Annotated in this window: 24 protein-coding genes and 1 pseudogene; 14 read left to right on the top strand and 11 right to left on the bottom strand. The window is 61.8% G+C overall.

From position 1 onward, the window contains the following. Positions 1-87 precede the first annotated feature (87 nt). Positions 88-2,145: a methyl-accepting chemotaxis protein gene (locus KSS96_RS19575; protein WP_017527784.1), complete on the top strand. Its 2,058-nt coding sequence runs from the start codon at positions 88-90 to the stop codon at positions 2,143-2,145. A 65-nt stretch (positions 2,146-2,210) separates the two neighbouring features. Here the strand turns inward: KSS96_RS19575 and KSS96_RS19570 are convergent, their stop codons facing one another. Further along, positions 2,211-3,332 carry a lactonase family protein gene (locus KSS96_RS19570; RefSeq protein ID WP_217855232.1) on the bottom strand — a complete coding sequence of 374 codons (1,122 nt, stop codon included), beginning with the start codon at positions 3,330-3,332 and terminating at the stop codon, positions 2,211-2,213. A gap of 374 nt (positions 3,333-3,706) precedes the next feature. Between KSS96_RS19570 and KSS96_RS19565 the strand changes: the two genes are divergently transcribed. After that, the gene (locus tag KSS96_RS19565; protein WP_068935567.1) at positions 3,707-5,443 is read left to right on the top strand and encodes an OPT family oligopeptide transporter; all 1,737 of its coding nucleotides are present in this window, start codon (positions 3,707-3,709) and stop codon (positions 5,441-5,443) included. Positions 5,444-5,467: 24 nt separating this feature from the next. On the opposite strand, the gene KSS96_RS19560 is transcribed toward KSS96_RS19565, so the two are convergent. Both KSS96_RS19560 and KSS96_RS19555 read right to left on the bottom strand, forming a co-directional pair. Next, complete coding sequence (locus tag KSS96_RS19560; protein WP_217855230.1) at positions 5,468-6,094, bottom strand: glutathione S-transferase family protein; 627 nt, start codon at positions 6,092-6,094, stop codon at positions 5,468-5,470. Between the two features lie 62 nt (positions 6,095-6,156). After that, a complete protein-coding gene (locus tag KSS96_RS19555; RefSeq protein WP_017527788.1) occupies positions 6,157-6,615 on the bottom strand; it encodes a VOC family protein in 459 nt (152 codons plus the stop codon). A gap of 195 nt (positions 6,616-6,810) precedes the next feature. Between KSS96_RS19555 and KSS96_RS19550 the strand changes: the two genes are divergently transcribed. The 6 genes from KSS96_RS19550 to gbdR all read left to right on the top strand — a co-directional run bounded on the left by KSS96_RS19550 (position 6,811) and on the right by gbdR (position 14,252). After that, entirely contained in the window at positions 6,811-8,856 is a 2,046-nt protein-coding gene (locus KSS96_RS19550; protein WP_065877695.1) for a 2Fe-2S iron-sulfur cluster-binding protein, read from the top strand. A gap of 144 nt (positions 8,857-9,000) precedes the next feature. Further along, positions 9,001-9,630, top strand: coding sequence for a glutathione S-transferase family protein (locus KSS96_RS19545; protein ID WP_017527790.1), 630 nt, complete (start codon positions 9,001-9,003; stop codon positions 9,628-9,630). Positions 9,631-9,655: 25 nt separating this feature from the next. Continuing rightward, positions 9,656-10,576 (top strand): LysR family transcriptional regulator, encoded by a 921-nt coding sequence (locus KSS96_RS19540; RefSeq protein WP_217855228.1) that lies wholly within the window; start codon positions 9,656-9,658, stop codon positions 10,574-10,576. Next, positions 10,576-11,475: a LysR substrate-binding domain-containing protein gene (locus KSS96_RS19535; protein ID WP_017527792.1), complete on the top strand. Its 900-nt coding sequence runs from the start codon at positions 10,576-10,578 to the stop codon at positions 11,473-11,475. The genes KSS96_RS19540 and KSS96_RS19535 overlap by 1 nt, the downstream gene beginning before the upstream one ends. 261 nt (positions 11,476-11,736) lie before the next feature. After that, on the top strand, positions 11,737-13,143 hold the full coding sequence (gabP, locus tag KSS96_RS19530; protein ID WP_217855226.1) for a GABA permease: 1,407 nt from the start codon (positions 11,737-11,739) through the stop codon (positions 13,141-13,143). Between the two features lie 23 nt (positions 13,144-13,166). Next, the gene (gbdR, locus tag KSS96_RS19525; protein WP_017527794.1) at positions 13,167-14,252 is read left to right on the top strand and encodes a choline metabolism transcriptional regulator GbdR; all 1,086 of its coding nucleotides are present in this window, start codon (positions 13,167-13,169) and stop codon (positions 14,250-14,252) included. A 60-nt stretch (positions 14,253-14,312) separates the two neighbouring features. On the opposite strand, the gene KSS96_RS19520 is transcribed toward gbdR, so the two are convergent. Beyond that, positions 14,313-16,076 (bottom strand): S8/S53 family peptidase, encoded by a 1,764-nt coding sequence (locus KSS96_RS19520; protein WP_217855224.1) that lies wholly within the window; start codon positions 16,074-16,076, stop codon positions 14,313-14,315. Between the two features lie 130 nt (positions 16,077-16,206). On the opposite strand from KSS96_RS19520, the gene KSS96_RS19515 reads away from it, so the two are divergent. Continuing rightward, positions 16,207-16,383: a hypothetical protein gene (locus tag KSS96_RS19515; protein ID WP_017527796.1), complete on the top strand. Its 177-nt coding sequence runs from the start codon at positions 16,207-16,209 to the stop codon at positions 16,381-16,383. 23 nt (positions 16,384-16,406) lie between these two features. On the opposite strand, the gene KSS96_RS19510 is transcribed toward KSS96_RS19515, so the two are convergent. Together KSS96_RS19510 and KSS96_RS19505 are read right to left on the bottom strand one after the other, a co-directional pair. Beyond that, the gene (locus tag KSS96_RS19510) at positions 16,407-16,826 is read right to left on the bottom strand and encodes a DUF6691 family protein (protein WP_017527797.1); all 420 of its coding nucleotides are present in this window, start codon (positions 16,824-16,826) and stop codon (positions 16,407-16,409) included. Between the two features lie 2 nt (positions 16,827-16,828). Next, positions 16,829-17,260: a YeeE/YedE family protein gene (locus KSS96_RS19505; protein WP_017527798.1), complete on the bottom strand. Its 432-nt coding sequence runs from the start codon at positions 17,258-17,260 to the stop codon at positions 16,829-16,831. Between the two features lie 80 nt (positions 17,261-17,340). Between KSS96_RS19505 and KSS96_RS19500 the strand changes: the two are divergent. Next, positions 17,341-17,505 (top strand): annotated as a pseudogene (locus KSS96_RS19500) (chloride channel protein); the annotation flags it as partial. A 21-nt stretch (positions 17,506-17,526) separates the two neighbouring features. Here the strand turns inward: KSS96_RS19500 and KSS96_RS19495 are convergent. Next, the gene (locus KSS96_RS19495) at positions 17,527-19,146 is read right to left on the bottom strand and encodes a methyl-accepting chemotaxis protein (protein ID WP_217855223.1); all 1,620 of its coding nucleotides are present in this window, start codon (positions 19,144-19,146) and stop codon (positions 17,527-17,529) included. A gap of 437 nt (positions 19,147-19,583) precedes the next feature. On the opposite strand from KSS96_RS19495, the gene KSS96_RS19490 reads away from it, so the two are divergent. Next, the gene (locus tag KSS96_RS19490) at positions 19,584-20,588 is read left to right on the top strand and encodes a tetratricopeptide repeat protein (RefSeq protein WP_065877684.1); all 1,005 of its coding nucleotides are present in this window, start codon (positions 19,584-19,586) and stop codon (positions 20,586-20,588) included. Positions 20,589-21,043: 455 nt separating this feature from the next. Here the strand turns inward: KSS96_RS19490 and KSS96_RS19485 are convergent, their stop codons facing one another. After that, positions 21,044-21,988 (bottom strand): hypothetical protein, encoded by a 945-nt coding sequence (locus KSS96_RS19485; protein WP_217855221.1) that lies wholly within the window; start codon positions 21,986-21,988, stop codon positions 21,044-21,046. 310 nt (positions 21,989-22,298) lie between these two features. Between KSS96_RS19485 and KSS96_RS19480 the strand changes: the two genes are divergently transcribed. Continuing rightward, entirely contained in the window at positions 22,299-22,901 is a 603-nt protein-coding gene (locus KSS96_RS19480; RefSeq protein ID WP_116077705.1) for a hypothetical protein, read from the top strand. A 79-nt stretch (positions 22,902-22,980) separates the two neighbouring features. Here KSS96_RS19480 and KSS96_RS19475 read toward each other — a convergent pair whose 3' ends face one another. Together KSS96_RS19475 and KSS96_RS19470 are read right to left on the bottom strand one after the other, a co-directional pair. Next, the gene (locus KSS96_RS19475) at positions 22,981-23,331 is read right to left on the bottom strand and encodes a DUF7079 family protein (protein WP_017527804.1); all 351 of its coding nucleotides are present in this window, start codon (positions 23,329-23,331) and stop codon (positions 22,981-22,983) included. A gap of 122 nt (positions 23,332-23,453) precedes the next feature. Continuing rightward, positions 23,454-23,909, bottom strand: a complete 456-nt coding sequence (locus KSS96_RS19470; RefSeq protein ID WP_068935563.1) for a hypothetical protein — start codon at positions 23,907-23,909, stop codon at positions 23,454-23,456. A gap of 191 nt (positions 23,910-24,100) precedes the next feature. Between KSS96_RS19470 and KSS96_RS19465 the strand changes: the two genes are divergently transcribed. Beyond that, positions 24,101-24,334, top strand: a complete 234-nt coding sequence (locus tag KSS96_RS19465) for a hypothetical protein (RefSeq protein ID WP_217855219.1) — start codon at positions 24,101-24,103, stop codon at positions 24,332-24,334. Positions 24,335-24,337: 3 nt separating this feature from the next. Here the strand turns inward: KSS96_RS19465 and KSS96_RS19460 are convergent, their stop codons facing one another. Further along, positions 24,338-24,577, bottom strand: a complete 240-nt coding sequence (locus tag KSS96_RS19460; RefSeq protein ID WP_017527807.1) for a DUF6124 family protein — start codon at positions 24,575-24,577, stop codon at positions 24,338-24,340. Positions 24,578-24,956: 379 nt separating this feature from the next. Between KSS96_RS19460 and KSS96_RS19455 the strand changes: the two genes are divergently transcribed. Next, a complete protein-coding gene (locus KSS96_RS19455; RefSeq protein ID WP_135196135.1) occupies positions 24,957-25,529 on the top strand; it encodes a nucleotidyltransferase family protein in 573 nt (190 codons plus the stop codon). Positions 25,530-25,550: the final 21 nt, after the last annotated feature.

Below are 25,550 nucleotides of genomic sequence, written 5' to 3'. Positions count from 1 at the left end.
AATCAATGACATGGCATTTTGCCGTTAGTCATTTCAAGGCTTGGCCTGCCGTTTATTCGCGTGGGTTGTTTTTGGGAGTGGTCGGACATGCACAGCTTGTTATCACCCGGTATCCGCCTGCTCGGACGTCTCGGTTTCGCACGTAAATTCCAGATTCTGTTTTTCCTGTTCATGCTGCCCCTGGCCGGTAGCCTGTGGATGATCGGGCAGGACTATCGTGAAAAATTAAGCGTGATTTCCAACGAACAGTCCGGCGTCCGCCAACTGTTGGCCCTGGACACACTGGACGGCCAATTGACCGCCCAGCGCAACCTGGCCGCGCGCTGGAAAGCAGCAGACATCCTGCACGCCCCGACGCCGGCGGCGAAGGCGGCGATGGACAAGGTCGATGCGAATTTCCCACTGATCCAGCAAAGCCTGCAAACCTTGGGCGATACCCTCAAAACCCAGAACGCCGGGGCCGATATCCTGGCGCGCTTCGACGCGTTGCAGGCCACGGTCAAGGGCATGGACTCCGCGTCCCTGCGCACCGTGGGCTGGTGGCCGGACGGCTACGACCGTTTCACCTCGGCCCTGAGCGCGATGCAAACCCTGCGTGAGCAGATCACCCTGGACGCCGGCCTGATCCTCGACCCCTGGCTGGAAACCTACATGCTGATGCAGATGGGCACGCAGCAGACGCCGGACCTGATCGAGCGCATCGGTCGCATGGCCAGTGTCGGTCAATCGTCCATCGCGTCCGGGCAATTCACCCTGCAAAGCCGTTTGCAGATGCGCGACCTGCGCAGCCGCATCGGCGACGCGCGCGACCAGTTGGACAAGGCTGCGACTGCGCTCAAAGCCAAGCAATTCGACGGCATGCAACCCTGGACCGCGCAGTACGACAACAGCCTGCAGCTGTTGGATAACGAACTCAAAGTGCTCGATGACGGCGTGTTCGGCGGCAGTATCAAGCTTGACACCACCAGCTTTGAGCGCAGTGTCGACACCACGCTCGCCTCGCTTGGCGCGCTGCGTGTGCAGTCGCTCACCTCGCTGGATGCGCGCTTGAGCTACTACCACAGCCACGCCAACCAACGCTTCATTCCCCTGGCGCTGACGTTCGGCCTGCTGGCCCTGGCGGCGCTGTACCTGTTCGTGTGCCTGCAAGCTTCCATCCGCCGCAGCGCCAGTGGCATCACCACCCTGGCCGAGTCCCTGCGCGACGGTAACCTGTGCGTGGAAGTGGCGGTGGAAGGGCGTGACGAACTGGCGGCTATCAGCACGGCACTGAACGTGGCGGTGATGCAGCTGCGCACCAGCCTGCTGGGGGTCAATCACGAAACCCAGCAACTGGGCTCAGCGGTGCTCACCCTCAATTCGCAATCGGGCAGCACCCTCACTGAAGTCGAAGACCAGCAACACCAGATCAGCCAGATTGCCGCTGCCGCCACGCAGTTGGCCGCCACCTCCATGGGCGTCGCCAGAAGCTGCGAGCAAGCCTCGGGCAGCGCCCAGCAGACCCGGCGCATTGCCGAAGACAGCAGCCGTGACAGCCAGCGCACCACCGCGAGCATCCAGCAGCTCAACCAACGCCTTACCGACACCGCCGATGCGTTGCAGCAGGTGAGCCAGCAGGGGCAGCAGATTCAATCGGTGGTCGACACCATTCGCGGCATTGCCGAACAGACCAACCTGCTGGCGCTCAACGCGGCCATCGAGGCGGCGCGTGCCGGTGAGCAGGGCAGGGGGTTTGCGGTGGTGGCCGATGAAGTGCGCAGCCTTTCGCAACGCACCCAGGCTTCCACGGCGCAGATCGCCGGCACCGTCGACAGCCTGCGCGCGACCGTCAGCCAGGCGGTCACCTTGATGGGCGCCGCGTGCGAGCAAGCACTCACCGATGCCGAGTCCGTCACCGGCCTGGGCGCGCGCTTGGGCGAGATTGCCGGCGCGGTGCAGAACGTCACCGACACCCTGGCGCAAATCGCCACGGCCGTGGAAGAACAAGCGGCGACGGCGGACGAAGTGAGCGGCAATATCCAGCAAGTCGATCAGGCCGCAGGGCGCTTATTGGACGGCGCCCGCGCAGTCAACCGCGCGGCCGACACCTTGAGCAAGGGCAGCCAGGCGTTGAGTGACAACACGGCGCGGTTTCGTTTGGGCTGAGCGGCGTTGTGGTGAGCGGGGCAAGCCCGCTCACCACCTGCATCGTTCCCGAAGGGTGCTGAGGGTTACTTCGCTTGGGTGTGCAACACCTCAATCCACAACGCCCCCTTGCCCGACGCCGCTTCTCCCACCCGCTTCAATGCCCCGTTGGCGCTGACCGCATACGCCCCGACCGTGTCGCTTTTCTCGCCCGTCACCAGCAACCATCGGCCATTGGGCGAAAACGCGATATTACGCGGCTGCTTTTCTTGCACCGGGTAGTTGTCGAGAAAGCGCAGGCCGCCCGTGGCTGTGTCCAGCGCAAACGCCGATACCGAACTGCTGGTGCGCTCGCTCATCAGCAGCAGCTTGCCATCCGGCGACAGACGCAGGTCGGCGGCCCAGATGCGCGGCGTCGGGTCGTCTTTGAGGTCATTGTTGCGCGCATCGCGCACTTCGCCGTGGGCCAGTTTCAAGCGTGCGGGGATGCCGTTGGCCACGCCGACCTGGGCCAGCGCGCCGGTGTTGTGGTCGATGGCAAACGCGGTCACGGTGCCGCTCATTTCGCCGACCACATACAGGTATTGACCGTTGGCCGAGAACGCCAGGTGTCGAGGGCCGGTATTGGCCGGCACGCTGACAAAGCCCGTGCCGATCGGCGTGAGTGCGCCGGTGTTGGCGTCGAAGCGGTATTGCAGCACATGGTCGGTGCCCAGGTTGCCGGCGTACGCGAAGCGATTGCTCGGGTCGGTACGCAACGAGTGCGCGTGCAGGCCGGTTTTGTAGGTGAGGATCGGCTCGGCCTTGTCGACGGGCTGCACGCTGAGCAGGTCGGCACCGTAGGAGGCCGCGAGCAGATAACGCCCGGCGCGGTCGGTGGCCAGGTAGGCCATGCTGTCGGCCAGCGGCGCCTTGGACGTTGGCGTCAAATGCCCGCTGGCCGGGTCAATGCTGAACGCCTGCACCTGAAACGGCTTGACCCGCAGCGCGGCAAACAAGGTCTTGCCGTCCGGGCTCAGGGCCATCGGGTTGACCTGATCGCCCGCCGTTACTTGCTCGACCAGGCTCAGTGCACCGTTGCTTTCATCGAGGCGATATTGAGAAATCAAGCCATCGCCGGGGCTGGAGATGTAGGCAAAGGTGGTGGCGTTGGCGTGTGCGACGAGGCCGCAGGCAATGGCGGCGGCCAGAATGAGAGGTTTATTCACGAGCGGACCTTTATTGTTTTGATTGTGGTCAGTCATCGTATGACTATGCGGGAGTCTCGGCAATGGGTGTTTGGTCGGCGCACTGACTTCTTCATCTTGGCGCCTCGCACCAACCTGGTCCTGGGCCGACGGTTTTGGCGGCAAGCCGATCCCCTGGCCCATACGGCCTATTTGCCCCAAAGTGCCGATCAGTTAAGCGAACGCAATGTTCAAAGCAATGAAGATCCCCTGTGAGCCAGCCTCCTCCCACAGGGATCTGCGCTTAACGGATCTGCCCACAAACGCGGGTGCGTCAGCGGCTGGCTCAGGAACCTTTCGCGCTCCAAGGGGCTCACTTGTCAGGTCGCTCCGTTTGATCGCCGAAAGGAATCCGCATGCTTTCAGCCTCGCCAGCCTTTGCCCAGCACCCCCCCGTCGAACGCGAACTCAGCCTGCGCGCTGTCATCATGGGGACGCTGCTCGGCATCCTGCTCACCCCTTCCAACGTGTACGCCGGCCTGAAGATCGGCTGGTCGTTCAACATGTCCATCATTGCTCTGTTGGTGGGTTATGCGATTTTCCAGGGCGTGGCCAAGCGTTCGTCCGGGCAACTGCCGTGGACGCTGCATGAAAGCAATATCAACCAGACGGTCGCTTCGGCCGCCGCTTCGATCATCTCCGGCGGGTTGGTCGCGCCGATCCCGGCCTACACCCTGCTGACCGGTAACCAACTGGACGCGCTGCCGATGATTGCCTGGGTGTTTTCGGTAAGTTTCCTGGGTATTTGGATCGCCTGGTACCTGCGGCCGTCGCTCCTCAATGACAAGGCGCTGAAATTCCCCGAAGGCATGGCCACCCTGGAAACCCTGCTGCATATCTATAACCACGGCCGCGAAGCTGCGACACGCCTTAAGGTGTTGCTCAGCGCGGCGTTGTTGTCCGGCATGGTGAAGTGGGTAGACACCTTTATGTGGACCTTCCCGCGTTGGTCACCGACGGCCCATCTGGAACGCCTGACCTTTACCGCCGACCCTTCGCTGCTGTTGCTGGGGTTTGGCGGCATCATCGGCATCCGCGTCGGTCTCACGCTGCTGCTTGGCGCGTTGCTCGCCTGGGGCGGCCTGGGCCCGTGGCTGCTGGCGCAAGGTTTGGTGACGTTGCCGGCCGACAGCAGCGGCCCGCAGTTCGCCGCTTTGGTGGAATGGCTGCTGTGGCCGGGCGTGAGCCTGATGGTGTGCTCCACGTTGGCCTCGTTGACGATCCGTCTGTGGGCGTTGCGCTCCTCCATCAAGGCCGGCGGTGGCGCCATCTGGACTCTGCCAAAACCTGGGCCTGCCGCAGGCTTCGTGTTGTCGATTGCATTCGTGGTGAGCCTGCAGGCGCTGTTGTTCGGCATCAACCTGTGGATGGCGTTATTGACCATCCCCTTGGCGATTTGCCTGGCCGCCGTGGCCGCCCGTGTAGTGGGAGCCACCGGCATTCCGCCGATTGGCGCCATCGGGCAATTGTCCCAACTGAGTTTCGGCATCGTCGCGCCCGGCCAGGTGCCGATCAACCTGATGAGCGCCAACACCGCCGGCGGCTCGGCCGGGCAGTGCACCGACCTGATGAACGACTTCAAGGTAGGCAAGGCGATTGGCGCCACGCCGCACAAGCAGGTGATCGCGCAGATCCTGGGGATTTTCATCGGCAGCATCGTCGGCGTGTGCGCCTACCTGGCGCTGATTCCCGATCCGCAGTCCATGTTGCTCACCGAGGAATGGCCGGCCCCGGCAGTGGCGACCTGGAAAGCCGTGGCGCAAACCCTCACCCATGGGCTGGATTCGTTGTCGCTGAGTATCCGTTGGGCGATTGCCATTGGCGCTGTGATGGGCGTGTTGTTGGGGGGGCTTGACAGCCTGTTGCCCGCGCATCGCTCCCGTTACCTGCCCAGTGCCGCCGCACTGGGGCTGGCCTTTGTGTTGCCGGCCTCGGTATCGCTGATGATGGCACTGGGCGCGATACTGACCTGGCTGGTGAGCTGCCGCTGGCCGAGCCTCACCGAGCGTTTCGCGATTACCGCGGCGGCGGGATTGATTGCCGGGGAGAGCATTACCGGGGTAGGGGCGTCGTTATGGCAGATGCTCGGATAGCAGCCACCATTGAGCGCCTGTTATCTACTTGGCAAACGCATACTCGCCACCCTGTTCCAGCGCCTGGCGATACGCCGGCCGTGCCTGAAACCGTTGCACCCACGCCGCCAAGTGCGGGTATGCCTGCAACTTGCCCTGCGCCTTGGCGATTTCGCCGATAAAGCTCATCTGGATATCCGCGCCGCTCAGCTCATCGCCCAAAAGGTACGGCGTCGTTGCCAGCGCGTCGTTGAGATAACCGAGGTAGTTGGCCACTTCCGATTCAATCCGCGGGTGCAACGGCGCACCGGCATCGCCCAACCGCCCCACGTACAGGTTGAGCATCAACGGCAGCATGGCCGAGCCTTCGGCGAAGTGCAGCCACTGCACGTACTGATCGTAGCGCGCGCCCGCCGGGTCCGGTTGCAGGCGGCCTGCGCCATGGCGGCGGATCAGGTAGTCGACGATGGCGCCGGACTCGATCACCACCTTGCCAGCGTCTTCGATCACCGGCGACTTGCCCAGCGCATTGATCGTCTTGAGTTCAGGCGGCGCGAGGTTGGTCTTCGGGTCGCGTTGGTAGCGCTTGATCTCGTAGGGCAGGCCGAGCTCTTCGAGCAGCCACAGGATGCGCTGCGAACGTGAGTTGTTGAGGTGGTGAACAATGATCATGGAAACTCCGGCGGCTGAGGGGTAGGTGTAGGAACAGACTGCTGTGCGGGCGCAGAGTGCCCTCAATCGGCGAACGCCGCCTCGATGAACGCGTCCAGGCCCTTCTCTTCGAGGATCTCGATAGAGAAATGCCCAAAGCGCTTGGGCAGCCAGATAATGCGCCCGCCGGCCGGCGTTTGCAGGTTTTGCTTCGCCAATGGCTGGCCATTTTCATCTTCGGGTTGCACGCCCGAGGCCACCAGTTCGTCGTAAGCAACCTCAATGTCCGGCGTCGAGTAGCAATGACGATAGATCATGCCTTCGCCATGGGCGTCCAACAATTCCCGCAGGTTGCCCGCGATCGGCTGAACCAGCATGAAGCGCTCCTGGCCCATCAGCGCCACGGCATAACGCACATGCAGGCCGCCCCGGTCCCAGATGAAAGTCCTGGAAATACGCGCCTTGAGGGTTTGCGCGTAGTAGGCGCAGGCGTCTTCAAGGTTGGCGACCAGTACGTCGACGTGACTGAATTTCAGGTCCATGGGGTGCCTCCTTTGCGAATCGACGACCATCGTAACCACGATAGGTATCACAGGGATATCCATCTCGACGGCATCCTTTCAGGCACTGAAACACTCAATTGCCATTCGTGCAGGTTCCGCCCAGCAGCCGATAGCGCAAAAATCCAACCGCGCGCTGTGCTTGCTTAACCCAAGGCGCGATCGAGGAGAGCACCAATGGATGAGATCTCGACACCGCCGGCCTCACCGTGGCACGCGGGCGAACTGGCCTTGCAACGCAGCGTGGGCGCGGTAGACATGATGGCCGGCGTGGGCCAGCGGCAAATGGCACGCGACTGGATGCCAGACCAGCACCGCGAGTTCTATGCGCAACTGCCCTTTGTGGTGCTGGGCAGCGTGGACCGCCAGGGCGATGTGTGGGCGACCCTGCGCAGCGGGCAGCCGGGCTTCATGCAGTCGCCCACCCCGCAAACCCTGCGGATTACGCTGGCGCCGCAACCCCAGGACCCGGCCCAGGAGGGCTTGGGCGAGGGGCGTGCGATCGGCATGCTGGGCATCGAGTTGCATACCCGACGCCGCAACCGCATGAACGGCATTGTGCGTCGCCAACTCAAGCAGGGCGTTGAGATCGAAGTCACCCAGGCCTATGGCAACTGCCCGCGTTATATCAACCTGCGCCAGTACCGCGTGGTCGACGAACAGCCTGGCCCTGTGGTCGAGTTGCCCGCCAACGACCCGTTGATCCGGCGCCTGGTGACCACGGCGGACTCGTTCTATGTGGCCACTTACGTGATCCGCGACGGCCAGATGCAGGTCGATGCGTCCCATCGCGGCGGGCTGCCCGGCTTCGTGCGCGTGGAGGCGGACGGCAGCCTGACCGTGCCGGATTTCTCCGGCAACCTGTTCTTCAACACCCTGGGCAATATTCTGCTGAACCCGCGTGCGGGCCTGGTTTTTGTCGATTTTGCCAGCGGTGACCTGTTGCAAATGAGCGGCAGCGCCCAAGTGCTGTTGGATGACCCCGAAATCGCCGCGTTCCAGGGCGCCGAGCGGCTGTGGCGGTTTACCCCGCAACGCAGCGTCTACCGCAAGGCCGCGCTCGGGTTGCGCTGGGAAGACCAGGCCGAAGGGGTGTCTCCCAGCTCACTGATGACCGGCAATTGGTCGCAGGCCGCCGAACGGTTCAAGGCCCAGGCCCTCAGCGCGCAATGGCGGGCGCTGCGGGTGGCGCGGGTGGTTGATGAAAGTGTACACATCCGCTCGTTTTACCTGCACGCCGACGACGGTGCGGGGCTGCCGGTCTATGCGCCGGGGCAGCATCTGCCGGTGCGCGTGACATTGCCGGGCCACGCGGCGGCGGTGATTCGCACCTACAGCGTCTCCAGTGCGCCGTCCGATGATTTCCTGCGCATCAGCGTCAAGCGCGACGGCGCGGTGTCTTCGCATTTGCATGCGCAGCTTCAGGTTGGCGACCGGCTGCAAGTGCGGGCGCCCCAGGGGCACTTCACGGTGCGGCCCGCCGAGCGTCGGCCGTTGGTGTTGCTGGGCGCCGGCGTGGGGATCACGCCGTTGCTGTCGATGCTGCGCGAGGTGGTATACGAAGGCAAACGCATCAACCGCATGCGCCCGACCTGGCTGATCCAAAGTGCGCGCACGGTGCAGGAGCTGGCGTTTACCGATGAACTGAAGGCGCTGCTGGCACGAGCCGGGGACAAGCTGCATTGGTTGCGGGTTGTCAGCCAGGCGCCTGGGCCGGGGCCGGGCTACGACGCGGTGGGCAGGATCGACATTTCGCTGCTCAAGTCGGTGCTGCCGTTGGATGACTACGACTATTACCTGTGCGGCCCCGGCACCTTCACCCAGGCGCTGTACGACGGCCTGCGCGCGCTGCGTATCCCGGACGAGCGCATTCATGCCGAAACCTTCGGGCCATCCACGCTGGTACGCGACAGCGAGGTGAGCGTGGCCGCGGCGCCACAAACGCCGGTCTCCAGCGAAGCGGTGAAAGTGCTGTTTGCCACCTCCGCTAAAGAGGCGCGCTGGGAACCCGGCGCCGGCACCTTGCTGGAGCTGGCCGAAGCGCGTGGCCTCACGCCGCCCTTCAGTTGTCGCGGCGGTTCGTGCGGCACCTGCAAATCCACCTTGCGCCGTGGCCAGGTGCATTACCTCAACACCCCCGCCGAGCCTTTGGCGCCCAACGAAGTGCTGATCTGCTGCGCCGTGCCGGCTCAGGGCAGCGAGCCGCTGGTGCTGGACATCTAAGCCCCAGGCGTGGCGCCGATCATTGCGCTTTGTGAAATGCTGGATTGCACACCCTGGTAATTCCGCTGTTGAACGCGACGGCCGAACATGGCCACACAGACGCACTAGCGTCTTGAACCCTACCTTTGATAAATGGAGCACGTCATGTCCCGCAACCCGATCAAACTGTACCGCCACCCTCTGTCCGGCCACGCCCACCGGGTCGAGTTGATGCTGTCGCTGCTGGGCTTGCCCACCGAGCTGATCTCGGTGGACCTGGCCAACGGCGCGCACAAGACCCGCGAATTCCTGGCCCTCAATCGCTTTGGCCAAGTGCCGGTCATCGACGACAACGGCACGGTGTTGGCCGATTCGAATGCCATCCTCACCTACCTTGCCGTCAAGTACGGCGATGGCCAATGGTTGCCCGCCGACGCGCTGGGGCAGGCCAGGGTGCAGCGTTGGTTGTCGGTAGCGGCCGGGCAGATCCATGCGGGCCCTGCCACGGCGCGGTTGATCACGGTGTTCGGTGCAGCGTATAACGCCGAGGACGCGATCGCGCGCTCCCACGCCTTGCTCAAGGTCATGGAAGAAGAACTGGGCGACAGCCCCTTCCTGGCCGGCAGCGCGCGAACCATCGCCGATATCGCCGCCTACACTTACGTGTCCCACGCGCCGGAAGGCAATGTCGACTTGAGCGACTACCCGCAGGTGCGTGCATGGCTGGGCCGCATTGAAGCGTTGCCCGGTTTTGCCGGCATGCAACGTACCGCCATAGGCCTGCAACAGGCGTGATTCACACCACCACAACGGGTTTGCCATGGATCGCTTTCAAGAAATGCAGGTGTTTGTCCGCGTCGCGGAAGAAGAGGGTTTCGCCGCCGCGGCGCGTCGCCTGCACATTTCCGCGCCGAGCGTGACGCGGGCGATTGCGGCCATGGAGGCGCGCATCGGCACGCAGTTGCTGGCGCGAACCACGCGCAGCCTGCACCTGACCGAAGCGGGCCAGCGCTACCTGGAAGACTGCCGGCGCATCCTGAGCGAGCTGGACGAGGCGGAGCAATCCGCCTCGGGCGGCTACTCCTTGCCGCGCGGCGCCCTCACAGTGACCGCGCCGGTGCTGTTCGGCGAACTCTACATCGCACCGTTGCTGGCTGATTACCTCGACCTGTTTCCCGCCGTACAGGTCAACGCATTGCTGGTCGACCGGCTGGTTAACCTGTCGGAGGAAGGCATCGATGTGGCCATCCGCATCGGCCATCTGCACGACAGCCAGCAGCACGCGATCAAGGTCGGTGAGGTGCGCCAGGTGGTTTGCGGCGCGCCGGTGTATTTTGCGCGTCACGGTCGGCCCAGCCATCCCCACGAGTTGAGCCGCGCCAATGTGGTGATGTCCAGCGCCAGCACGCTGCTGAGCGACTGGCACTTTCGCAGTGATGCCGGCCCCTTGAGCGTGCGCGTGGACCCACGCCTGGTGGTGAGTGCCAACCAGGCGGCGATCCATGTCGCCTGTGAGGGCTGGGGGCTGACCCGGGTGTTGTCCTATCAAGTGGCGCAACGTGTGGCCGATGGCGAGCTGAGCCTGGTGCTCGAAGCGTTCGAGCCTGCCGCGTTGCCGATTCATGTGGTGTACCAGAACACCACACGGGTGCCGGCCAAGGTGCGCACCTGCGTGGACTTTCTGGTCGAGCGTCTGCGCCAGGATTTCAGGCTCAAGCCTGTACACCCCGGCGCCGCGTGATGGACCGCTACCATGAAATGCTGATGTTTCGCGCCTTGTCGCAGCGCCCCAGCCTTGCCTCGGCGGCGCGCCTGCTGGAGGTCTCCGGCCCGACACTGGTGCGCGCCATCGCCCGCCTGGAGGCGCGGCTTGGCGTACCGCTGGTGGTGCGCAGCACGCGCGGTGTGGCGCTGACAGAAGCGGGCGCGGCGTTCATGGCTGACTGTTCGCGCATCCTGGATGACGTCGAGCAGGCCGAAGCGTTTGCCAAGGGCTTGCACGTGCAGGCACAAGGCAGCCTGCGGGTGCATCTGCCGTTGTTGTTCAGTCGTTATGTCATGGCGCCGATGCTGACGCGCTACATGGACCTGTACCCGCAGGTGCGGCTTTTTGCGCATTATCATGACCGCCTCGTCAACCTGCATGAGGAAGGCGTGGATGTGGCCGTGGTGATGGGGCATTTGCCCAACTCCTCGTTGATTGCGCGCCCGGTCGGGCAGGTGCGCTCGATCATCTGCGCCAGCCCGGCGTATCTGGCCGCCCATGGCCAACCCCAGGTTCCACACGACCTGCTGCAGCACCGACTGATCGCCGTGCAGGCCCATCAGGACAAGGTGCAATGGCCGTTCCAGGCCGGCGTCGAAACCTGCCTGCTCAAGGCGCGCCCTCACCTCAGTTGCTCCACCGTGCAGGCAGCCATCAACGCCGCTGCCCATGGCGCCGGGCTGGTGCGGTGCGAGAGTTATGCGCTGTACGACTATTTGCAGAGCGGGCGCCTGCGCCGGGTGTTATCCGCCTGCGAGCCGGCATCGATTCCGGTGCAGGTGGTATACCGCGAAGGCCTCAAGGCGCCGGTGCGTGTACGCAGCCTGGTCGATTTCCTGGTCGACCATCTGCGCGAGCACCCGGCGTTGCGCTGAGGCGCAAGTGCCCGCAGATCCACTGTGGGAGGGGCTTGCTCCCGATGGCAGAGTGTCAGATACAGATAAGTTGGCTGGCACACCGCAATCGGGAGCAAGCCCCACATTTGGAACTGCGTTGTGATTGGGTCGACTGCCGCTGACGCCCACGGTTTGCCTGCGTGTCGACATCGAGCATGACAATGGCGCAACCAGGCTACTTTGGCCTTGCCGAGCCCCCTTAAGGTGGTGCGAATTCGGTCGCAGAGCACAACAAGAACAATGAATAGCCTGAACTCCACGGATTCCAACGGCCAGTTGGCGCAAGGCTTCAAGCCGCGCCACGTGACCATGCTGTCCATCGCCGGCATCATCGGTGCCGGGTTGTTTGTCGGTTCCGGGCATGCCATTGCGGCCGCCGGGCCGGCGGTGTTGCTGGCCTATCTGGCCTCGGGGCTGCTGGTGGTGCTGGTGATGCGCATGCTCGGTGAAATGGCCGTGGCGCGGCCGGACACGGGCTCGTTTTCCACCTACGCCGACCAGGCCATCGGCCCTTGGGCGGGGTTCACCATCGGTTGGCTGTATTGGTGGTTCTGGGTGCTGGTCATCCCGATCGAGGCGCTGGCGGCCGGGCATGTGCTCAACCAGTGGTTCCCGCAGGTGGACGCGTGGCTGTTCGCCTTGCTGTCGATCATCCTGCTGGTCATCACCAACCTGTTCAGCGTGGCCAAGTACGGTGAGTTCGAGTTCTGGTTCGCGATGGCCAAGGTGCTCGCGATCATGGGGTTCATCGGCCTGGGTTTCAGCGTGTTGATGGGCTGGGTTCCCGACCGCGAGGCCAGCGGCCTCAGCCGGTTGATGCAGGAACACGGCGGTTTCGCACCCAACGGCCTGTCGGCGGTGGTGGGCGCGTTTATCACCATTATGTTCAGTTTCATCGGCACCGAAGCCGTGACTATCGCGGCGGCCGAGTCGAGTAACCCGGCGCAGAACATTGCCAAGGCCACCCGTTCGGTGATCTGGCGCATCGGCATTTTTTACCTGTTGTCGATTTCCATCGTCATTTCGGTGGTGCCGTGGAATGACCCGCTGCTGGCGTCGGTAGGTTCTTATCAACGCGCGCTGGAGTTGATGAACATCCCCCATGCCAAATTCATGGTTGACCTCGTGGTGTTGATCGCCGTGGCCAGCTGCATGAACTCCTCGATCTACATCTCTTCGCGCATGTTGTTTTCCCTGGGCAAACGTGGCGACGCACCGCAAGCGCTCAAACGCACCTCGACGGCAGGCGTGCCCAGGGCCGCGGTGGTTGCCAGCACCATCATCGGCGCGGGCGTGACATTGCTCAGTTACTTCATGCCGGCCGGGTTGTTCCAGTTTCTGCTGGCCAGTTCCGGCGCCATCGCGCTGCTGGTGTATTTGGTGATTGCCATCTCCCAACTGCGCATGCGCCGGTTGCTGCGTCGACAGAACGTCGAGTTGACCTTTCGCATGTGGCTGTTTCCCTGGCTGACCTACCTGGTGATCGTGTTCATCTGCCTGGCGCTGGGGGTGATGATGGTCACGCCGGAGCACCGTACCGAAGTGTCGTCGACCATTGGCCTGGCGCTGGTCATCTCCTTGATCGGCCTGCTCACGGCGCGTCCGCACGGCCCGACGGCCGAACCGGTTTCGCTGGGGCAATCCTGATCAGCCGTTGGGGGGTACCGGTCATGACGCCTCACGCGCCTGCTTGCCAGAACATCGGCTTTTTGCTGCTGGACCAGTTCACCCTGATTTCACTGGCCTCGGCGGTCGAGCCGCTGCGCATGGCCAACCAACTGGCCGGCGAAGAGCTCTACCGCTGGCAAACCCTCAGCTTCAACGGCCAGCCGGTGTGGGCGAGCGATGGCGTGCCGGTCACGCCGGATGCCTCGACGCAGGACCCGCACAGCTTCGACGCTGTGATCGTGTGCGGTGGCGTGGGTATTCGCACGGCGGTGAAGCCTGAGCACATCGCCTGGCTGCGCAACCAGGCCCGCGTGCATTGCAAGCGCCTCGGCGCGGTGTGTACCGGCAGCTGGGCACTGGCCATGGCAGGCTTGCTCGATGGCTTCCAATGCAGCGTGCATTGGGAGCTGATGGCGTCGATGCAGGAAGCCTTTGCGCGGGTCACTGTCAGCTCCAGTGTGTTCACCCTCGACGGCAACCGCTTCACCAGCTCCGGCGGCACCGCGCCGCTGGACATGATGCTGCACCTGATTGGCCGCGATCACGGGCATGAGCTGTCGGCGGCGATATCGCAGATGTTCGTGTACGAGCGCATCCGCAACGAACGCGACCACCAGCGCGTGCCACTTAAGCACCTGCTTGGCACGCAACAGCCCAAACTGCAGGAAGTGGTGGCCTTGATGGAAGCCAACCTGGAAGAACCCCTCGATCTTGATGACCTGGCGGCTTATGTGCAGGTATCCCGGCGCCAACTGGAGCGCATGTTCCAGCGTTACCTGTACTGCACGCCGTCACGTTATTACCTCAAGCTGCGCCTCACGCGTGCGCGTCAGTTACTGATGCAAACGCCTATTTCGATTGTGGAACTGGCGGTGATCTGCGGCTTCGTGTCCACGCCGCATTTTTCCAAGTGCTATCGGGATTTCTTCGGCGTAGCGCCCAGCGACGAACGCTGCGACATGCGCCTGCAACCCCCGCAGGCGAGCCGGCCGGTGGTGCATCCGCGCTCGTCGGCAAAGCCGAAGAACACGCTGGAACAGGCGCGCGATGAGCCGACCTTTGCGAGTGTGCAGATTCAACGGCGCTGACGCTCGGCAGGGGGGCTGGTTTTCAGCCCCACTGATAACGCAGAACCGTCGCCCTCAGGTTCAACGCACCCGCGTCCTGCTCTGTACGGCCAGGTCTAGTGCCTTTTGCATGTCCAGCCGCGCGGAACGCCCCACGTCCTTGTCATTGAGCTGATAGCTACGCTCCGACGGCAGGATCGGCGCGGTAAGGTCCTGGGCGTCGCTGCGTTCAAAGTCATGGTTGTCGCCAATCGCCATCGAGCTGCGGCGCAAGAGTGTGCGCAATTGCTCGGGTTGCAGTTGCGGGTTGATCGACAGCATGGCCGCCAGCAGGCCCGCGACCATCGGGGTGGCATAGGAGGTGCCGCAATGCACGGCGCCTTCCTCGCCGACGTCGGCCGTGGATGCATGGGCGCAGGCGGCGGCGGTGATATCGACGCGCATGTCGACGTTCGAGGAACTGCGCGTGACCGCATAGGCCGGGTCATCCACGGCGAGGCCGGCCTGCTCGCCGCGCTGGTGGCCGCCCACCACCAACAGTTGCTCGGTGATAAACGAGGAGGGCAGGCGGTAGTCATCCGTGCCGGAGAACGCCGAGCCGTTACCGGCGGAATTCACCACGATCACGTCGGGATGTTCCTTGCGCAGCCATAGGAAAAATTCTTCCAGCAATTCTTCGTAGCCGCTCATGGCAATGCCCGAGCGCACCAGTGAGTCGACGTCCTGGCCGTTGACGTCCCGGGTGCCGACGCGATGGATGCCCCAACTCCAGTTGAGCACGCGTACGCCGTCTTCCACGAGGTTGACCGATGCCGCGATGTTGGCCGTGATGCCGGCATCGGAATTACGCTCGACGATCACGTCGAAACCACCGCTGGCCTTGTCCAGGCCACGCAAAAAACCGCTGTTGCCGCCGTTGTGCCAACGCGCCGCAAGGATGCCGGCGACGGTGGTGCCGTGGCCGTTTGCACCGTCGGTGTCGCGTGCGTACACGCAGGTTCGACTGGGCGCGCAGGCACCCAGGTAGTCGGCGAAATCCGCCGTGTCGAAGTCCACGCCGCGCTCGATCACGCCTACGCGCACCGGTTTTGGCAGGATCGGCGAGTGCTGCCCCGGGATGCGCCGCTGATAGTAGGCCACCGCGTCGAGAAAGCGGTTGGCGGCCCATTCATCGGAGTCGGCGGGCGGTTTTTTCGGCGCTTCACGGCGCGTGGCGGCGTGCTCGGTTTCTTCGGCGGCGGACTCTTCGATCACCACGGCATCCACGCCGGTCTCGCTGCCCAGGCGCAGCACCAGCGCATCCCGTTGCATCAGGTCCGTGGCCGGCAGGCGCAACTGGAAGACATTCAACGGCGCGATGCTGCCGACCACCGTCGCTCCATATTTGCGCGCCAGGCGCTCGGCTTCCTGGCGGCCGTTCTGGTCTTCTTCGATCAGCACGCTGACCAGGTTCACATAGGTGGTCAGGCCGTCCATGTTCTTCGCCACTTCGCTGGGGCCGGCCGCTACCACCTGGCTGTTGCGCACGCTCAGCCAGGCGGCATTGCTGACGCGCGGGCCGTCTTCCAACCACAGCGGGCCGCTCTGATAGCGGGCGCTGTCCAGGCGCAGGCGCACGTGGTTGCCGTCGCGTTGTACCGCATCCGCCGGCAGGGCCTTGCCCGCCAGTTTCAGCTGTGGCGGGGCATCGTTCAGGCCGCGAACGGTCAGGCACCAGTCCTGCTGGCGGTTTTCCAACACGTCGCCGCAGCGTTGCAGGTTTTCCAGGCGCAGCGGTGGTTGGGCAGCGCTGGCCGTGGCAGCCAGGCTGAAAAGGGTTGCCAGGGTGGCGAAGCGTAAGGGCATGAGCGGGTTCCTTGCCGGTGGCCTGCTGTTCCGACTACGCCGGGGCTTGCTTCGTTCAGCGCATAACCGACGCCATTGAATTTGAACTCCCGTTTCAGGCGCTTACTCATAACGGGGGAGGGACTTGCACATGACGGACGTGGCCATGACCCAGCAACACGTGCTCCAACGCGACACCGCAGCGGTAGTCTTGCTGGGGCGCTTGTTTGACGTGATCGGCCGCCGCGTGATGATCAGCTTTACTTACGCCATCTCCGGTGTGTTGCTGGCGGTGAGCGGCTATGCCTTCCAACAGGCCGCGGATTGAGGGGCTGACGCCAGCCGCAATGTTCAGCGCTGCTTGCGTGATTCGAGGCCCGCGAACACCAGCATGCCCGCCAGCATGGCCACGCTGAACAGCACCGCCTGCCATCGCCCCGTCAGCAGTAAGGCCACGGCCGGTCCGGGACAGAGCCCGGCAATCGCCCAGCCGATACCGAACACGATGCTGCCCAGCACCAGCCGGCGGTCGATGTTGCGCCGTGTCGGCATCTGCATCGGCGCGCCGAGCAATGCGGTGTCACGCCGCCTGGCGAAGAAGAAAAACACGCTGCTCACCATCAGCGCCCCGAGCATGACCAAGGCCAACGAAGGGTCCCAGTCGCCAGCGAGGTCGAGAAAACCCAGCACCTTGGCCGGGTTTGTCATCCCGCTGAGGTACAGCCCCAGCCCGAAGATCAAGCCCGCCATCAAAGCCGTGATTTTGCGCATGCTCAAGCCCCCACTACATGACGTAGCACGTAGACGCCGGCAAAGCCGCTGCCCATGAAACAACCCACCGCCACCAGCGAGCGCACCGACAACCGTGAAAGCCCGCAGACCCCGTGCCCGCTGGTGCAGCCGGCGCCATAGCGCGTACCGATCCCCACCAACACCCCCGCCAGTACCAGCGCCACGCCACCGACCTGGAACGAGGGCTGCGGCAACGGCGCGCCGAGTAACCAGATCAGGGGCGAGGCGATCAACCCCGCGACGAACACCAGCGCCTCCCCCCGACCATCGCTACGCCTGGACAGCAGGCTGCCGAGCAGACCGCTGATACCGGCAATGCGCCCGTTGAGCAGCATGAACAGGCCGGCGGACAAACCTATCAAGGCACCGCCGAGCAGGGAGGTCCATGGGGTGAAATCGGCGGAGAGGCTCATGGTCGGGACAGCCTTCGGGGATTGGGGGAGTGCATCGATAGCACAGTTTCTGCCCGTATTGCGTGAAATGCCGGTGGTAGATGGGGCGGCTCAAGCCCTGGGGCGCAAGCACCGCTATGATTTTGCGGTGCTGCCTGCATTTCTTTCACCGCTATCTGCCTAACGCACGCATCGTCCGCCCTGAAGACCTGATCCCGGCCGGTGGCGCAGCGGGTATTGCCGCCGCCTTCAATACACCCCTGGCGGAACGCGTGGGGCCTGATGTTTCAAACGACGAAGCGACTCACCATCCTGTTAAGGTCGACCGCCAACTTTGACATTTCTCCGCACGCGCTGGCGGTTTGACTGGCGCCCGCGGAACTCTGCACGGCCAGCTCTCGAATGCTGACCAGATTACGGTCGACTTCACGCGCTACATGAGCTTGTTCTTCAGACGCAGTGGCTATCAAGGTGTTGCGCTCGTTGATCTGCGTAATGGCCTTGGCGATCTGGTCCAGTGAAGTGCTGGCTTCCTGGGCGACGTCGAGGGATTGGGTCGCCAGCTCTTTGCTTTTGCTCATGGCTTCCACCGCTTCGGCTGAGTCGCTCTGCATGGCGGAGATCATCTGTTCGATCTCTTGCGTGGAAGACTGCGTTCGGTGCGCCAGCGCCCTGACCTCGTCCGCCACCACGGCAAAGCCGCGCCCTTGCTCACCGGCCCTTGCGGCTTCAATGGCTGCGTTCAGCGCCAGCAGGTTGGTCTGCTCGGCGATGGCCCTGATCACTTCGACGACTTTGTTAATGCTTTGAGCGCGCTCTGACAGCACCTGAATCTTGTCGCTCGTGGTTTCAACGTTGCCGCTCAGTTTTTGAATGGACTTCAGTGTTTGAGAGACGCGCTCCAGGCCGGTCTCAGTGAATTCCTGGGTGCGACGCGACTCTTCGGAGGCCGACTCTGCATTGCGGGCCACCTCGTCAACCGCCGCGCTCATTTCGGTTACGGCGGTGGCCGCCTGGTTGACCTCATCATTTTGTGAAACAAGGCCTCGACTGGATTCCTCCGTGACCGCCGTCATTTCTTCTGCGGCCGAGGCCAGCTGCGTGGATGAATCACTGATCTGCATGATGGTTTTGCGCAGGTTTTCCTGCATCTGGGCCAGCGCTTTTAACAGGCGTGCGGCTTCATCCTTCCCGCTGACCTGCACTTCTTTGGACAGATCACTGCCGGCAATGCGTTCGGCCACGGACAGGGCTGTACCTATCGGAGTGGTGATGCTCTTGGTCAGAAGGGTCGCCAGCGCGATAGTCAGGACTACGACACCGGCAATAAGGCCACTGATTACCCAGATGCCTTCGGCGTAAGTGGCGGTTGCGTATTGCCCAGCGGCTGTCGCGCCATTGTTGTTGTAGTCAGTCAGGGCTTTGATCTCGCCCTCCAACCGATTCGTCAACGGGCGGATGCCTGTACTCACCTGGCTTACCGCTGCAGGTATGTCAGCGCGCGCCATCAAAGGTTCGAGAATGTCCAGCTGTTTGGCATATGCATCGGCGGACGCTTTAACCACTAGATACAGGGTGCGCTCGTCGTTGCTCGCGATCAGTGGTTCATACTGGGCTACCGCATCCGCCAAGACCTTCCGGTAGCCTGCAAAGGAGGCAACGGTCGACTGAAGGGTTGTAGGGTCAGCGAGCGCGCGCTGAGTTTCAAGCCTCAGCCGCATCACGCCGGAGTTCATTAATGCTGTTTGCCTGATACTTGGCAGCCAGTTGGTTTCAATATCTTTTTCTGCATCCCGCAGTTTGCCCATCTGCACTGCGGCGACTGCGCCGAGTACAAAGACCAATACGATGATTGACGCGAAAAACAAGGAAGCTCGTGGAGCTACGTTAAGGTTTCTAAGGTTCATGTGAGCTTCCTGGCTGCGAGGGGGAGCGGGTTAGTCAGGGTATCGACCTGACGTTGGGAAACTTAATCGGGCTGCTTTGGATATTCGTGCCACGTCAACGCGCCAGCTGTTACGGTGACCACTCGTGGAGTGAAGGCCACGTTTGCGCCGGCTATTCCTATAGCTGCCAACAAACCTTTCGTTTCACCCCAACGGCGCATCAGGACTATGAATTGATCCTGTTGGACAGTGGCCGGTGTCTGGTCGCGTTGCAGCGTTTGAATGCAGGGGGGGAACCTGGAAATGAGGCTGTTGAGAAGGCGGGGCTTTGTAGAGCGATGGATGTCTTTTAATAGCAGGCGTCTGGGAAGGGGGCGGGTAAACGAACCCACCCCCGTTCCGCGTCAAAGCCCGCTTCGTTACTTCAATTTAATGAGTGTGTTGGATCGAAAAAAACCATGAGTCAGATCTGCATTTCAAACCCAAGAACCTCCCTGCGCATTCGTTGGCTGAAAGCGCTATTGCCGTTCTCATTGCTCTTTCTGATGTTTGGCGCTGAGGCCGCCCTGGGGGCCGTGAGCGACAAAGCAGTTAGCCTTTTCGCGGCAGGGCAGTATCAGGCGACGATTGAGGAAGCGGATCGCGTGCTTGAAGCCGACCCTGCCAACTCCGAGGCGTTGAATATCAAGGCGCTGGCAGTCTCTGTGCTGGGCGATGACCGTACCGCCATCGTCCTGGTTACCCAGGCACTGGAGGCGGCTAAACAGAACGGCCAAGCCTCGACCGCGCAACAGGCGACCTACTGGAACAACCTCGGCTATCTTCACGAGCGACTACGCAATTTCGAGATTGCCCTTGGCTACTATGAAACATCCTTGAAAATGCGCCTCGCGGTACTTGGCACGGATGACCTGATAATTGCCGACAGCTACAACAACATCGGTACCGCGCAGAGCAAACTGGGCCGATATGAAGAGGCCTTCGAAAACCTGCGCAAAAATATCGCGTTGAGAAAGCGACTGCTCGGCGACAACGACGCTTCGGTAGCCGTCTCGCTGAACAACTTGGGCAATGCCTATAACCTCCAGGGCAAGTACGAGGCGGCGCTGCCGCTTTTTCAACAGGCGCTGGATATCGACATGGCCCTGCATGGTCCGCGCCATCCGACGGTCGCCATCCGCTGGAACAACCTCGGCGACGCCTATCGCGGCCTGGGCCAGTACGATAAAGCGGAAGCCTTCCTGACGATGGCGCTGAACAGTGACCAGGCAACGTTTGGCGAGCATCACCCCAAAATAATTTTGCGCCACTTCAACCTTGCGCGAGTCTACGAGGCTCAAGGCGACACCGCCAAGGCACGCGCCGCCTATACAAAGGCTCTTCAGATACTCAGGCAGGTCGACCCCGATGACTTGGCGCAAATCCGCTACTTCGAAGAAAAACTGCGAACACTGCAAGGCTAGTGTGTGCGCATCGGAGGGGCATTTTTTTCATGCGTCTCTCCCATGCCGACGCTTGCGTCAGAACCCTTGGCTGAAGCTGATGCCGCGCATAATCGAGAAACGTGGGTCGATCAGTTTCAGCGCCTGTTCGCCCTTCACCTTGGCCACGGTTACGTTGTAGGTCTTGGGCGCGTCGCAGAGAACTTCCGGTTGCGTGCGAGTTTTTCGATGGCCGGGTTTTTTTGGACTAGGCAGCGATGGGTCGCTGGGGGGATGTCGACGGGCAGCATCCAGGATTTTTCCACGGCGGGGCCCATCTGCTGGGGGTTAGCGGTGGTGTTCTGGATCTTGGCGATCTCATACCCCTGGGCGTAACGAAGCCGGACGCCTGCGGTACGTACGCGGTGCGGCCAGGTGTAGGGATCTGGTTTATGGGGAAGGGGTTTTGAGCTTGCGGATGCGCCAACATCCTACGTTCAAGGATTGGCTTTCATCCGCCCCAGAATCGCCGTGCGCAGGCATTGCCAGGCGATAAACCCGATCACCAGAACCTCGGCCACACCCAAAAATACATTGAATGAAAACGCGACCGGCTGCTCGGCCCAGTAGAACGTCGTGTATCCCGATCTAAAACCGCTGATTCGCAGTCGCCCGCTGATCACCGCCGGCACTAATGCGACGATCTGATTCAGCTCCAGCACTGCGAGGAAAGTGCCTATCAGCGCGAGCAGGGCGCGCGCGGGGATGCCGAGTTGTTCGGTCGACTCAGCCGCCGGCACGGGGCCTTTGGTTTTGCGCTGCCTGGCGATCTTCGCCGGCGTTGGCGCCGGCCGATAGGGTGCCGGTTTAGCGACCGCCGATTCAAGGACGACCTCGCCAGGCATGGCCACGTCGAGGTAGTCGGCCAGTGTGCGCAGCCACAGGTCGGTGCGTTTGCTGCCCGGCACCACCGGAATGTTGTCGGTGGTCAACCGGTGCTCGCCGCCATCACGCATTACCAGCCACAACTGGGTGTGGATGGGCTCGGCCTGCTCGCGACGACGCAGTTCCAGGGCGCGCGGGTTATCGATGTTGAATACCGACTTCACACGCTCTCGGCGCCCGAAAAAGTTCTGCGTGCGGCGCTTGCCTTCGCCGCCGACGCGTGACAACAACAACGACTCGCGCGAGCCCATGTACACCATCAGGGACAGGCCCAAGGCAGGCATCAGCAGCAGCGAGAGTATTAACAGGAGGGTCGACAACGGATTCAGATCAGCCAGCTGCGCTTGCCATTCGGTAAGCCAGAACCCGACGCAGGCCACCGGCAGGATGAAGGTGATTGCGCCGGTCAGCAGCATAAATGCGCTTTGCACGAGGTTGCGTGAATGGATATGCAGATCGCCGTTGGCGAGATGTTCGAAGCGGTGGCCGATTAGCATGTCGAGATCCATGGGCGCCGGGCTCAATACCGCTTCAGGGGCCGGTAGGCTGGGGTCGAGGTTGATGTCGCGCAGAATACCGTATGCAGGGCCTGCTTTCTAAGCGCATCCGATCCAGATGACAGCCTCCGTCCATGCGGTCACCCTCGGTGCCAATCCCCAGGGGGTGGTTTCCGCGCTCGCCGACACCCTGTCATCGTCCCCGGTGAAACAAACAGATGCCCGCTGAACGTTGCTTGGAGTGCGCCAGCTGTGAAATTCATCTCCCGTTCTGTGGTCTGTACAACGATCCCGTAAAGGACTGGTTCCAATGTCTATTCGCCGTACCCTTTGTTTTCTGACGCTGCCGCTATTTGCCGGCTGTCAGTATTTTCCTCATTTCCATTACTTCAAAGCGCCTGAAAACGAGCCGAACCCCGCTTGGGTCAGGGTCGTGAACTTCACTCAGCATGCCGATATTTATCAATACGAGAACGGCGTGCGTTCGGGAGGCTCCGTCCGGACGGGGCCTCTTCCATTTACCCACACGCAAGACGTGGGCATGCCCAAGGCCGGGCAGAATTTGACTTCCGACTACTATGAAACACCCATAAGGCCGGGCATCGAGACGCAAGTGAGTATGTTCTGGAAGGGCTCGCGCACCCGCTCGTGCTACGTCACAACTCAATTCACGCCACAGGCCGGGCGCTATTATCAATTCAGGCTGACATCCGGTTCGGGGGGGACCTGTACGTTGTATCCGTCGCTGATCGAACGCGATAACGACGGGACCGGATGGCATCTGACGCCCAATCCTGAGGTTACGTACATAGGCGAGGGGCCCACTGCCAAAATGCATTACAACAATAGCCGCTTTGAAGACCCCAACTACCACCCACCTGCGGATCTCTATCCCGGCATCGACGTTAACTGAAAGGGGGGATTTCGTAGATCGAATGGGCTCGTCTGGCCTATAGGAGCCCGTAACCACTGGGAGCATTGACGAAGTTGAGTCAGGCATATGCCGGCGGAAGCCGCGCTGCCACTTGCCCCCAGCATCTTCTGATTTCTCTGATAATGCCGCTGTCACCCAGCTTGTTCGTAGAGACCTCACATACCGACAAATGCTCTAACAGCCATTCATCTGTCCATCCCGCCCATTCACCTGTAATGGACTTGAGGTTGCCTTCAAGCACAGGGAAAACTTCACCCCAAAGGATGCTGTGAATGTCTTGGGGCGAATAGCCTGTTTCCAGGACCACGCGAGCGACGTAGTCAAAAGTCGAGTCGGTGATTTCAGTATCGAGAAAAAACTCTGAAAGTGCCTGCCAGATCTTCAAGCGGTTTGCGTCGACAGTTTTCATGCAATATCCCGAAGCTTGGAGGGCGCCCAGCGGCTAGAAGGCATAGTAGCCGAAAGCGTTCAGACAGTTATTCGCCGTCAGGACGGGCCGCTTTCGGCCCAGAGCGGACATAACTATCGTTATTATCGTTCGTCTAAAACAACCACATAATCGGAGAAGTCCACATCACCAACACCGTCGCTACATTCCAATGTCATCTTGCTATCGGACTCGCAGACGTGAATTCCTGCATTGCCAACCCATGCATTAATGCCAAAAGTGCTTTTCCATACGTTCCAGATTTTTAAAGTACTTCCGACTTTGGAAAACACTTCTATCTCTACAGCATCAGGACTGGAATCAGACCACAAAATTATCTCGGGATAGCCATCGCGGGAGCCGTCCACGACGATCTGCCCACTTACCGTCTTTAATGCTAACCCTTGCACTCGACCGTTCGTAGCACCCAATCGGCGAATTGAAAAGACGGTTCTGGGCTTCGTGATCTCGATCTCCATAATCGCAACGACGGTTGTCCCATTGAAAGTTATGGGCTTTCCTTTAGTGCGCATAAATATCGAAGAGAGCGTTTCTTCCATTTTCAGTCCCCGGGACTTCTCAGCCCGTTTGAGTCAGCTTGGCCCAGGCGAGGTTAGCATCTCTATAGTTTGCGGGTCTCATGAGCGGCTACTTTTGGCCGAAAGCAGCCCCTCTCATCGCAAACCCGTCTACTATGCCTTCCCCGGCAGTGGTTCCAAGCGCTACCGACTCAACTGTTAAAGGTATCGCAATGTCCATCGACCAAATTTCCCTCCCCAAAGGCGTTGGCCCTCACGCCACTAAGCTGCTTGACGCCATCACCGGCGCTGCCACCCATGACGAGCTCAACCGCGCAGGCGGCAAGGCCGAGGGTTTTGTGTTGGGGCTTGAACCCACCAAGGCCATCAAAAGCCAGATCGCCGAGTCGTTGTATGTGGCCTATGACGACGCGGCGAGCAATCGGGCGAGTGAGTTGAAGGGCTGATGATCAGCCGGGGCAGGGCGCTTCGCGGTCGAGGAGTCTGGCGGTGAGGAGTACGCCCAGTTCGCTCAGTTGGTGGATGGCCAGGGCGATGTCGCGGTGTTTGCCGTTGAGGTCTTCGCACAGGTCGAGCAGCAGGGTGCTGACGCTGGTGAAGGTTTCGTAGCTGTTGGTGATGAGGGTTTCGTTGCTGGCGTTGGGTGCGACGCTGAAAAGTGCGGCTGAATCTGGTGCGGCCTTATACATGTTTGAATTCCTGTCTAGGGCCGCCATCCTTTAGCTACTAAACAAAAGGGTGGCAGCTGTGCGCAGGTTAGTAGACCGGGGAATCCAAACGAAAGCCGGCGCGCCCGAAGGCGCCCTGCGCACAGCCACCATCAAGTACAGACTGGAATGTCTGGTTGATAACGCTTGTGCACTTTTGTCTGGATAAACCGTCAGGCTACTAAACCCGATCCCCGAGATGTCGGCGACCGAGCCACCTTAGAGACGGCTACCCAGGTGCACAAGTCGGCGGATTCTGACGCACGCGTAGGCAATGCAGCAAGTTGGAGTCGCTCGATTTTCGCTTGTGAGATCTTGTACAGTCGGCTCCTGGACAAGGACTGCTTACCAAGGGCACACCATGACATTGACCGTCGACACCTTCCTCGAACTGGCCATGGCCAACCCCATCAACGCCGAAATCACCGCGCGTCTACCCGACCTCGGTGTGGACCAGTGCATGCTCACGGCGGGTTGTCTGTTCCAGGCGGTGTGGAATCACCAGATGAAGCTACCGGCCGATCAGGGGGTGAAAGACTACGACGTCTTTTACTTCGATACGGACCTGTCCTACGAGGCGGAGGACGCGGTGATTCGCCGGGCTGACGGCTTGTTCAAGGACCTGGGCGTGAATGTGGAGGTCAAGAACCAGGCGCGGGTGCACCTTTGGTATGGGCAGCGCTTCGGTCGGCCTTACCCACAATTGCAATCGGCCCGGCAGGGGGTGGATCGTTACCTGGTGGCGGGGACGTGCATCGCGTTGGATATCGCCAGCGGTGAGGTGTACGCCCCGTATGGGCTGGCGGATGTGGAGCAAGGGGTGTTGCGGATCAACCCGTTGCATCCGGAGCAGGCGCTGTTTGCTGAAAAGGCCAGGAGTTATCAGGCGCGGTGGCCTTGGCTCACGATTGTGGAGCCGTCGGCCGGGCAATAGGGCTTTAGTGAGAGGGCGATG

This window comes from Pseudomonas asgharzadehiana (genome assembly GCF_019139815.1).
In the GTDB taxonomy this organism is placed as follows: domain Bacteria; phylum Pseudomonadota; class Gammaproteobacteria; order Pseudomonadales; family Pseudomonadaceae; genus Aquipseudomonas; species Aquipseudomonas asgharzadehiana.
Note: the sequence above shows the minus strand (reverse complement) of the source record. Positions and strands in the feature narration are given on the sequence as shown.

Excerpts from the sequence above, each read along its gene's own strand:
- KSS96_RS19575 (WP_017527784.1), top strand. The coding sequence starts at position 88 with ATGCACAGCTTGTTATCACCCGGTATCCGCCTGCTCGGACGTCTCGGT.
- KSS96_RS19565 (WP_068935567.1), top strand. The coding sequence starts at position 3,707 with ATGCTTTCAGCCTCGCCAGCCTTTGCCCAGCACCCCCCCGTCGAACGC.
- KSS96_RS19560 (WP_217855230.1), bottom strand. The coding sequence starts at position 6,094 with ATGATCATTGTTCACCACCTCAACAACTCACGTTCGCAGCGCATCCTG.
- KSS96_RS19555 (WP_017527788.1), bottom strand. The coding sequence starts at position 6,615 with ATGGACCTGAAATTCAGTCACGTCGACGTACTGGTCGCCAACCTTGAA.
- KSS96_RS19550 (WP_065877695.1), top strand. The coding sequence starts at position 6,811 with ATGGATGAGATCTCGACACCGCCGGCCTCACCGTGGCACGCGGGCGAA.
- KSS96_RS19545 (WP_017527790.1), top strand. The coding sequence starts at position 9,001 with ATGTCCCGCAACCCGATCAAACTGTACCGCCACCCTCTGTCCGGCCAC.
- KSS96_RS19540 (WP_217855228.1), top strand. The coding sequence starts at position 9,656 with ATGGATCGCTTTCAAGAAATGCAGGTGTTTGTCCGCGTCGCGGAAGAA.
- KSS96_RS19535 (WP_017527792.1), top strand. The coding sequence starts at position 10,576 with ATGGACCGCTACCATGAAATGCTGATGTTTCGCGCCTTGTCGCAGCGC.
- gabP (WP_217855226.1), top strand. The coding sequence starts at position 11,737 with ATGAATAGCCTGAACTCCACGGATTCCAACGGCCAGTTGGCGCAAGGC.
- gbdR (WP_017527794.1), top strand. The coding sequence starts at position 13,167 with ATGACGCCTCACGCGCCTGCTTGCCAGAACATCGGCTTTTTGCTGCTG.
- KSS96_RS19520 (WP_217855224.1), bottom strand. The coding sequence starts at position 16,076 with ATGCCCTTACGCTTCGCCACCCTGGCAACCCTTTTCAGCCTGGCTGCC.
- KSS96_RS19515 (WP_017527796.1), top strand. The coding sequence starts at position 16,207 with ATGACGGACGTGGCCATGACCCAGCAACACGTGCTCCAACGCGACACC.
- KSS96_RS19510 (WP_017527797.1), bottom strand. The coding sequence starts at position 16,826 with ATGCGCAAAATCACGGCTTTGATGGCGGGCTTGATCTTCGGGCTGGGG.
- KSS96_RS19505 (WP_017527798.1), bottom strand. The coding sequence starts at position 17,260 with ATGAGCCTCTCCGCCGATTTCACCCCATGGACCTCCCTGCTCGGCGGT.
- KSS96_RS19495 (WP_217855223.1), bottom strand. The coding sequence starts at position 19,146 with ATGAACCTTAGAAACCTTAACGTAGCTCCACGAGCTTCCTTGTTTTTC.
- KSS96_RS19490 (WP_065877684.1), top strand. The coding sequence starts at position 19,584 with ATGAGTCAGATCTGCATTTCAAACCCAAGAACCTCCCTGCGCATTCGT.
- KSS96_RS19485 (WP_217855221.1), bottom strand. The coding sequence starts at position 21,988 with ATGCTAATCGGCCACCGCTTCGAACATCTCGCCAACGGCGATCTGCAT.
- KSS96_RS19480 (WP_116077705.1), top strand. The coding sequence starts at position 22,299 with ATGTCTATTCGCCGTACCCTTTGTTTTCTGACGCTGCCGCTATTTGCC.
- KSS96_RS19475 (WP_017527804.1), bottom strand. The coding sequence starts at position 23,331 with ATGAAAACTGTCGACGCAAACCGCTTGAAGATCTGGCAGGCACTTTCA.
- KSS96_RS19470 (WP_068935563.1), bottom strand. The coding sequence starts at position 23,909 with ATGGAAGAAACGCTCTCTTCGATATTTATGCGCACTAAAGGAAAGCCC.
- KSS96_RS19465 (WP_217855219.1), top strand. The coding sequence starts at position 24,101 with ATGTCCATCGACCAAATTTCCCTCCCCAAAGGCGTTGGCCCTCACGCC.
- KSS96_RS19460 (WP_017527807.1), bottom strand. The coding sequence starts at position 24,577 with ATGTATAAGGCCGCACCAGATTCAGCCGCACTTTTCAGCGTCGCACCC.
- KSS96_RS19455 (WP_135196135.1), top strand. The coding sequence starts at position 24,957 with ATGACATTGACCGTCGACACCTTCCTCGAACTGGCCATGGCCAACCCC.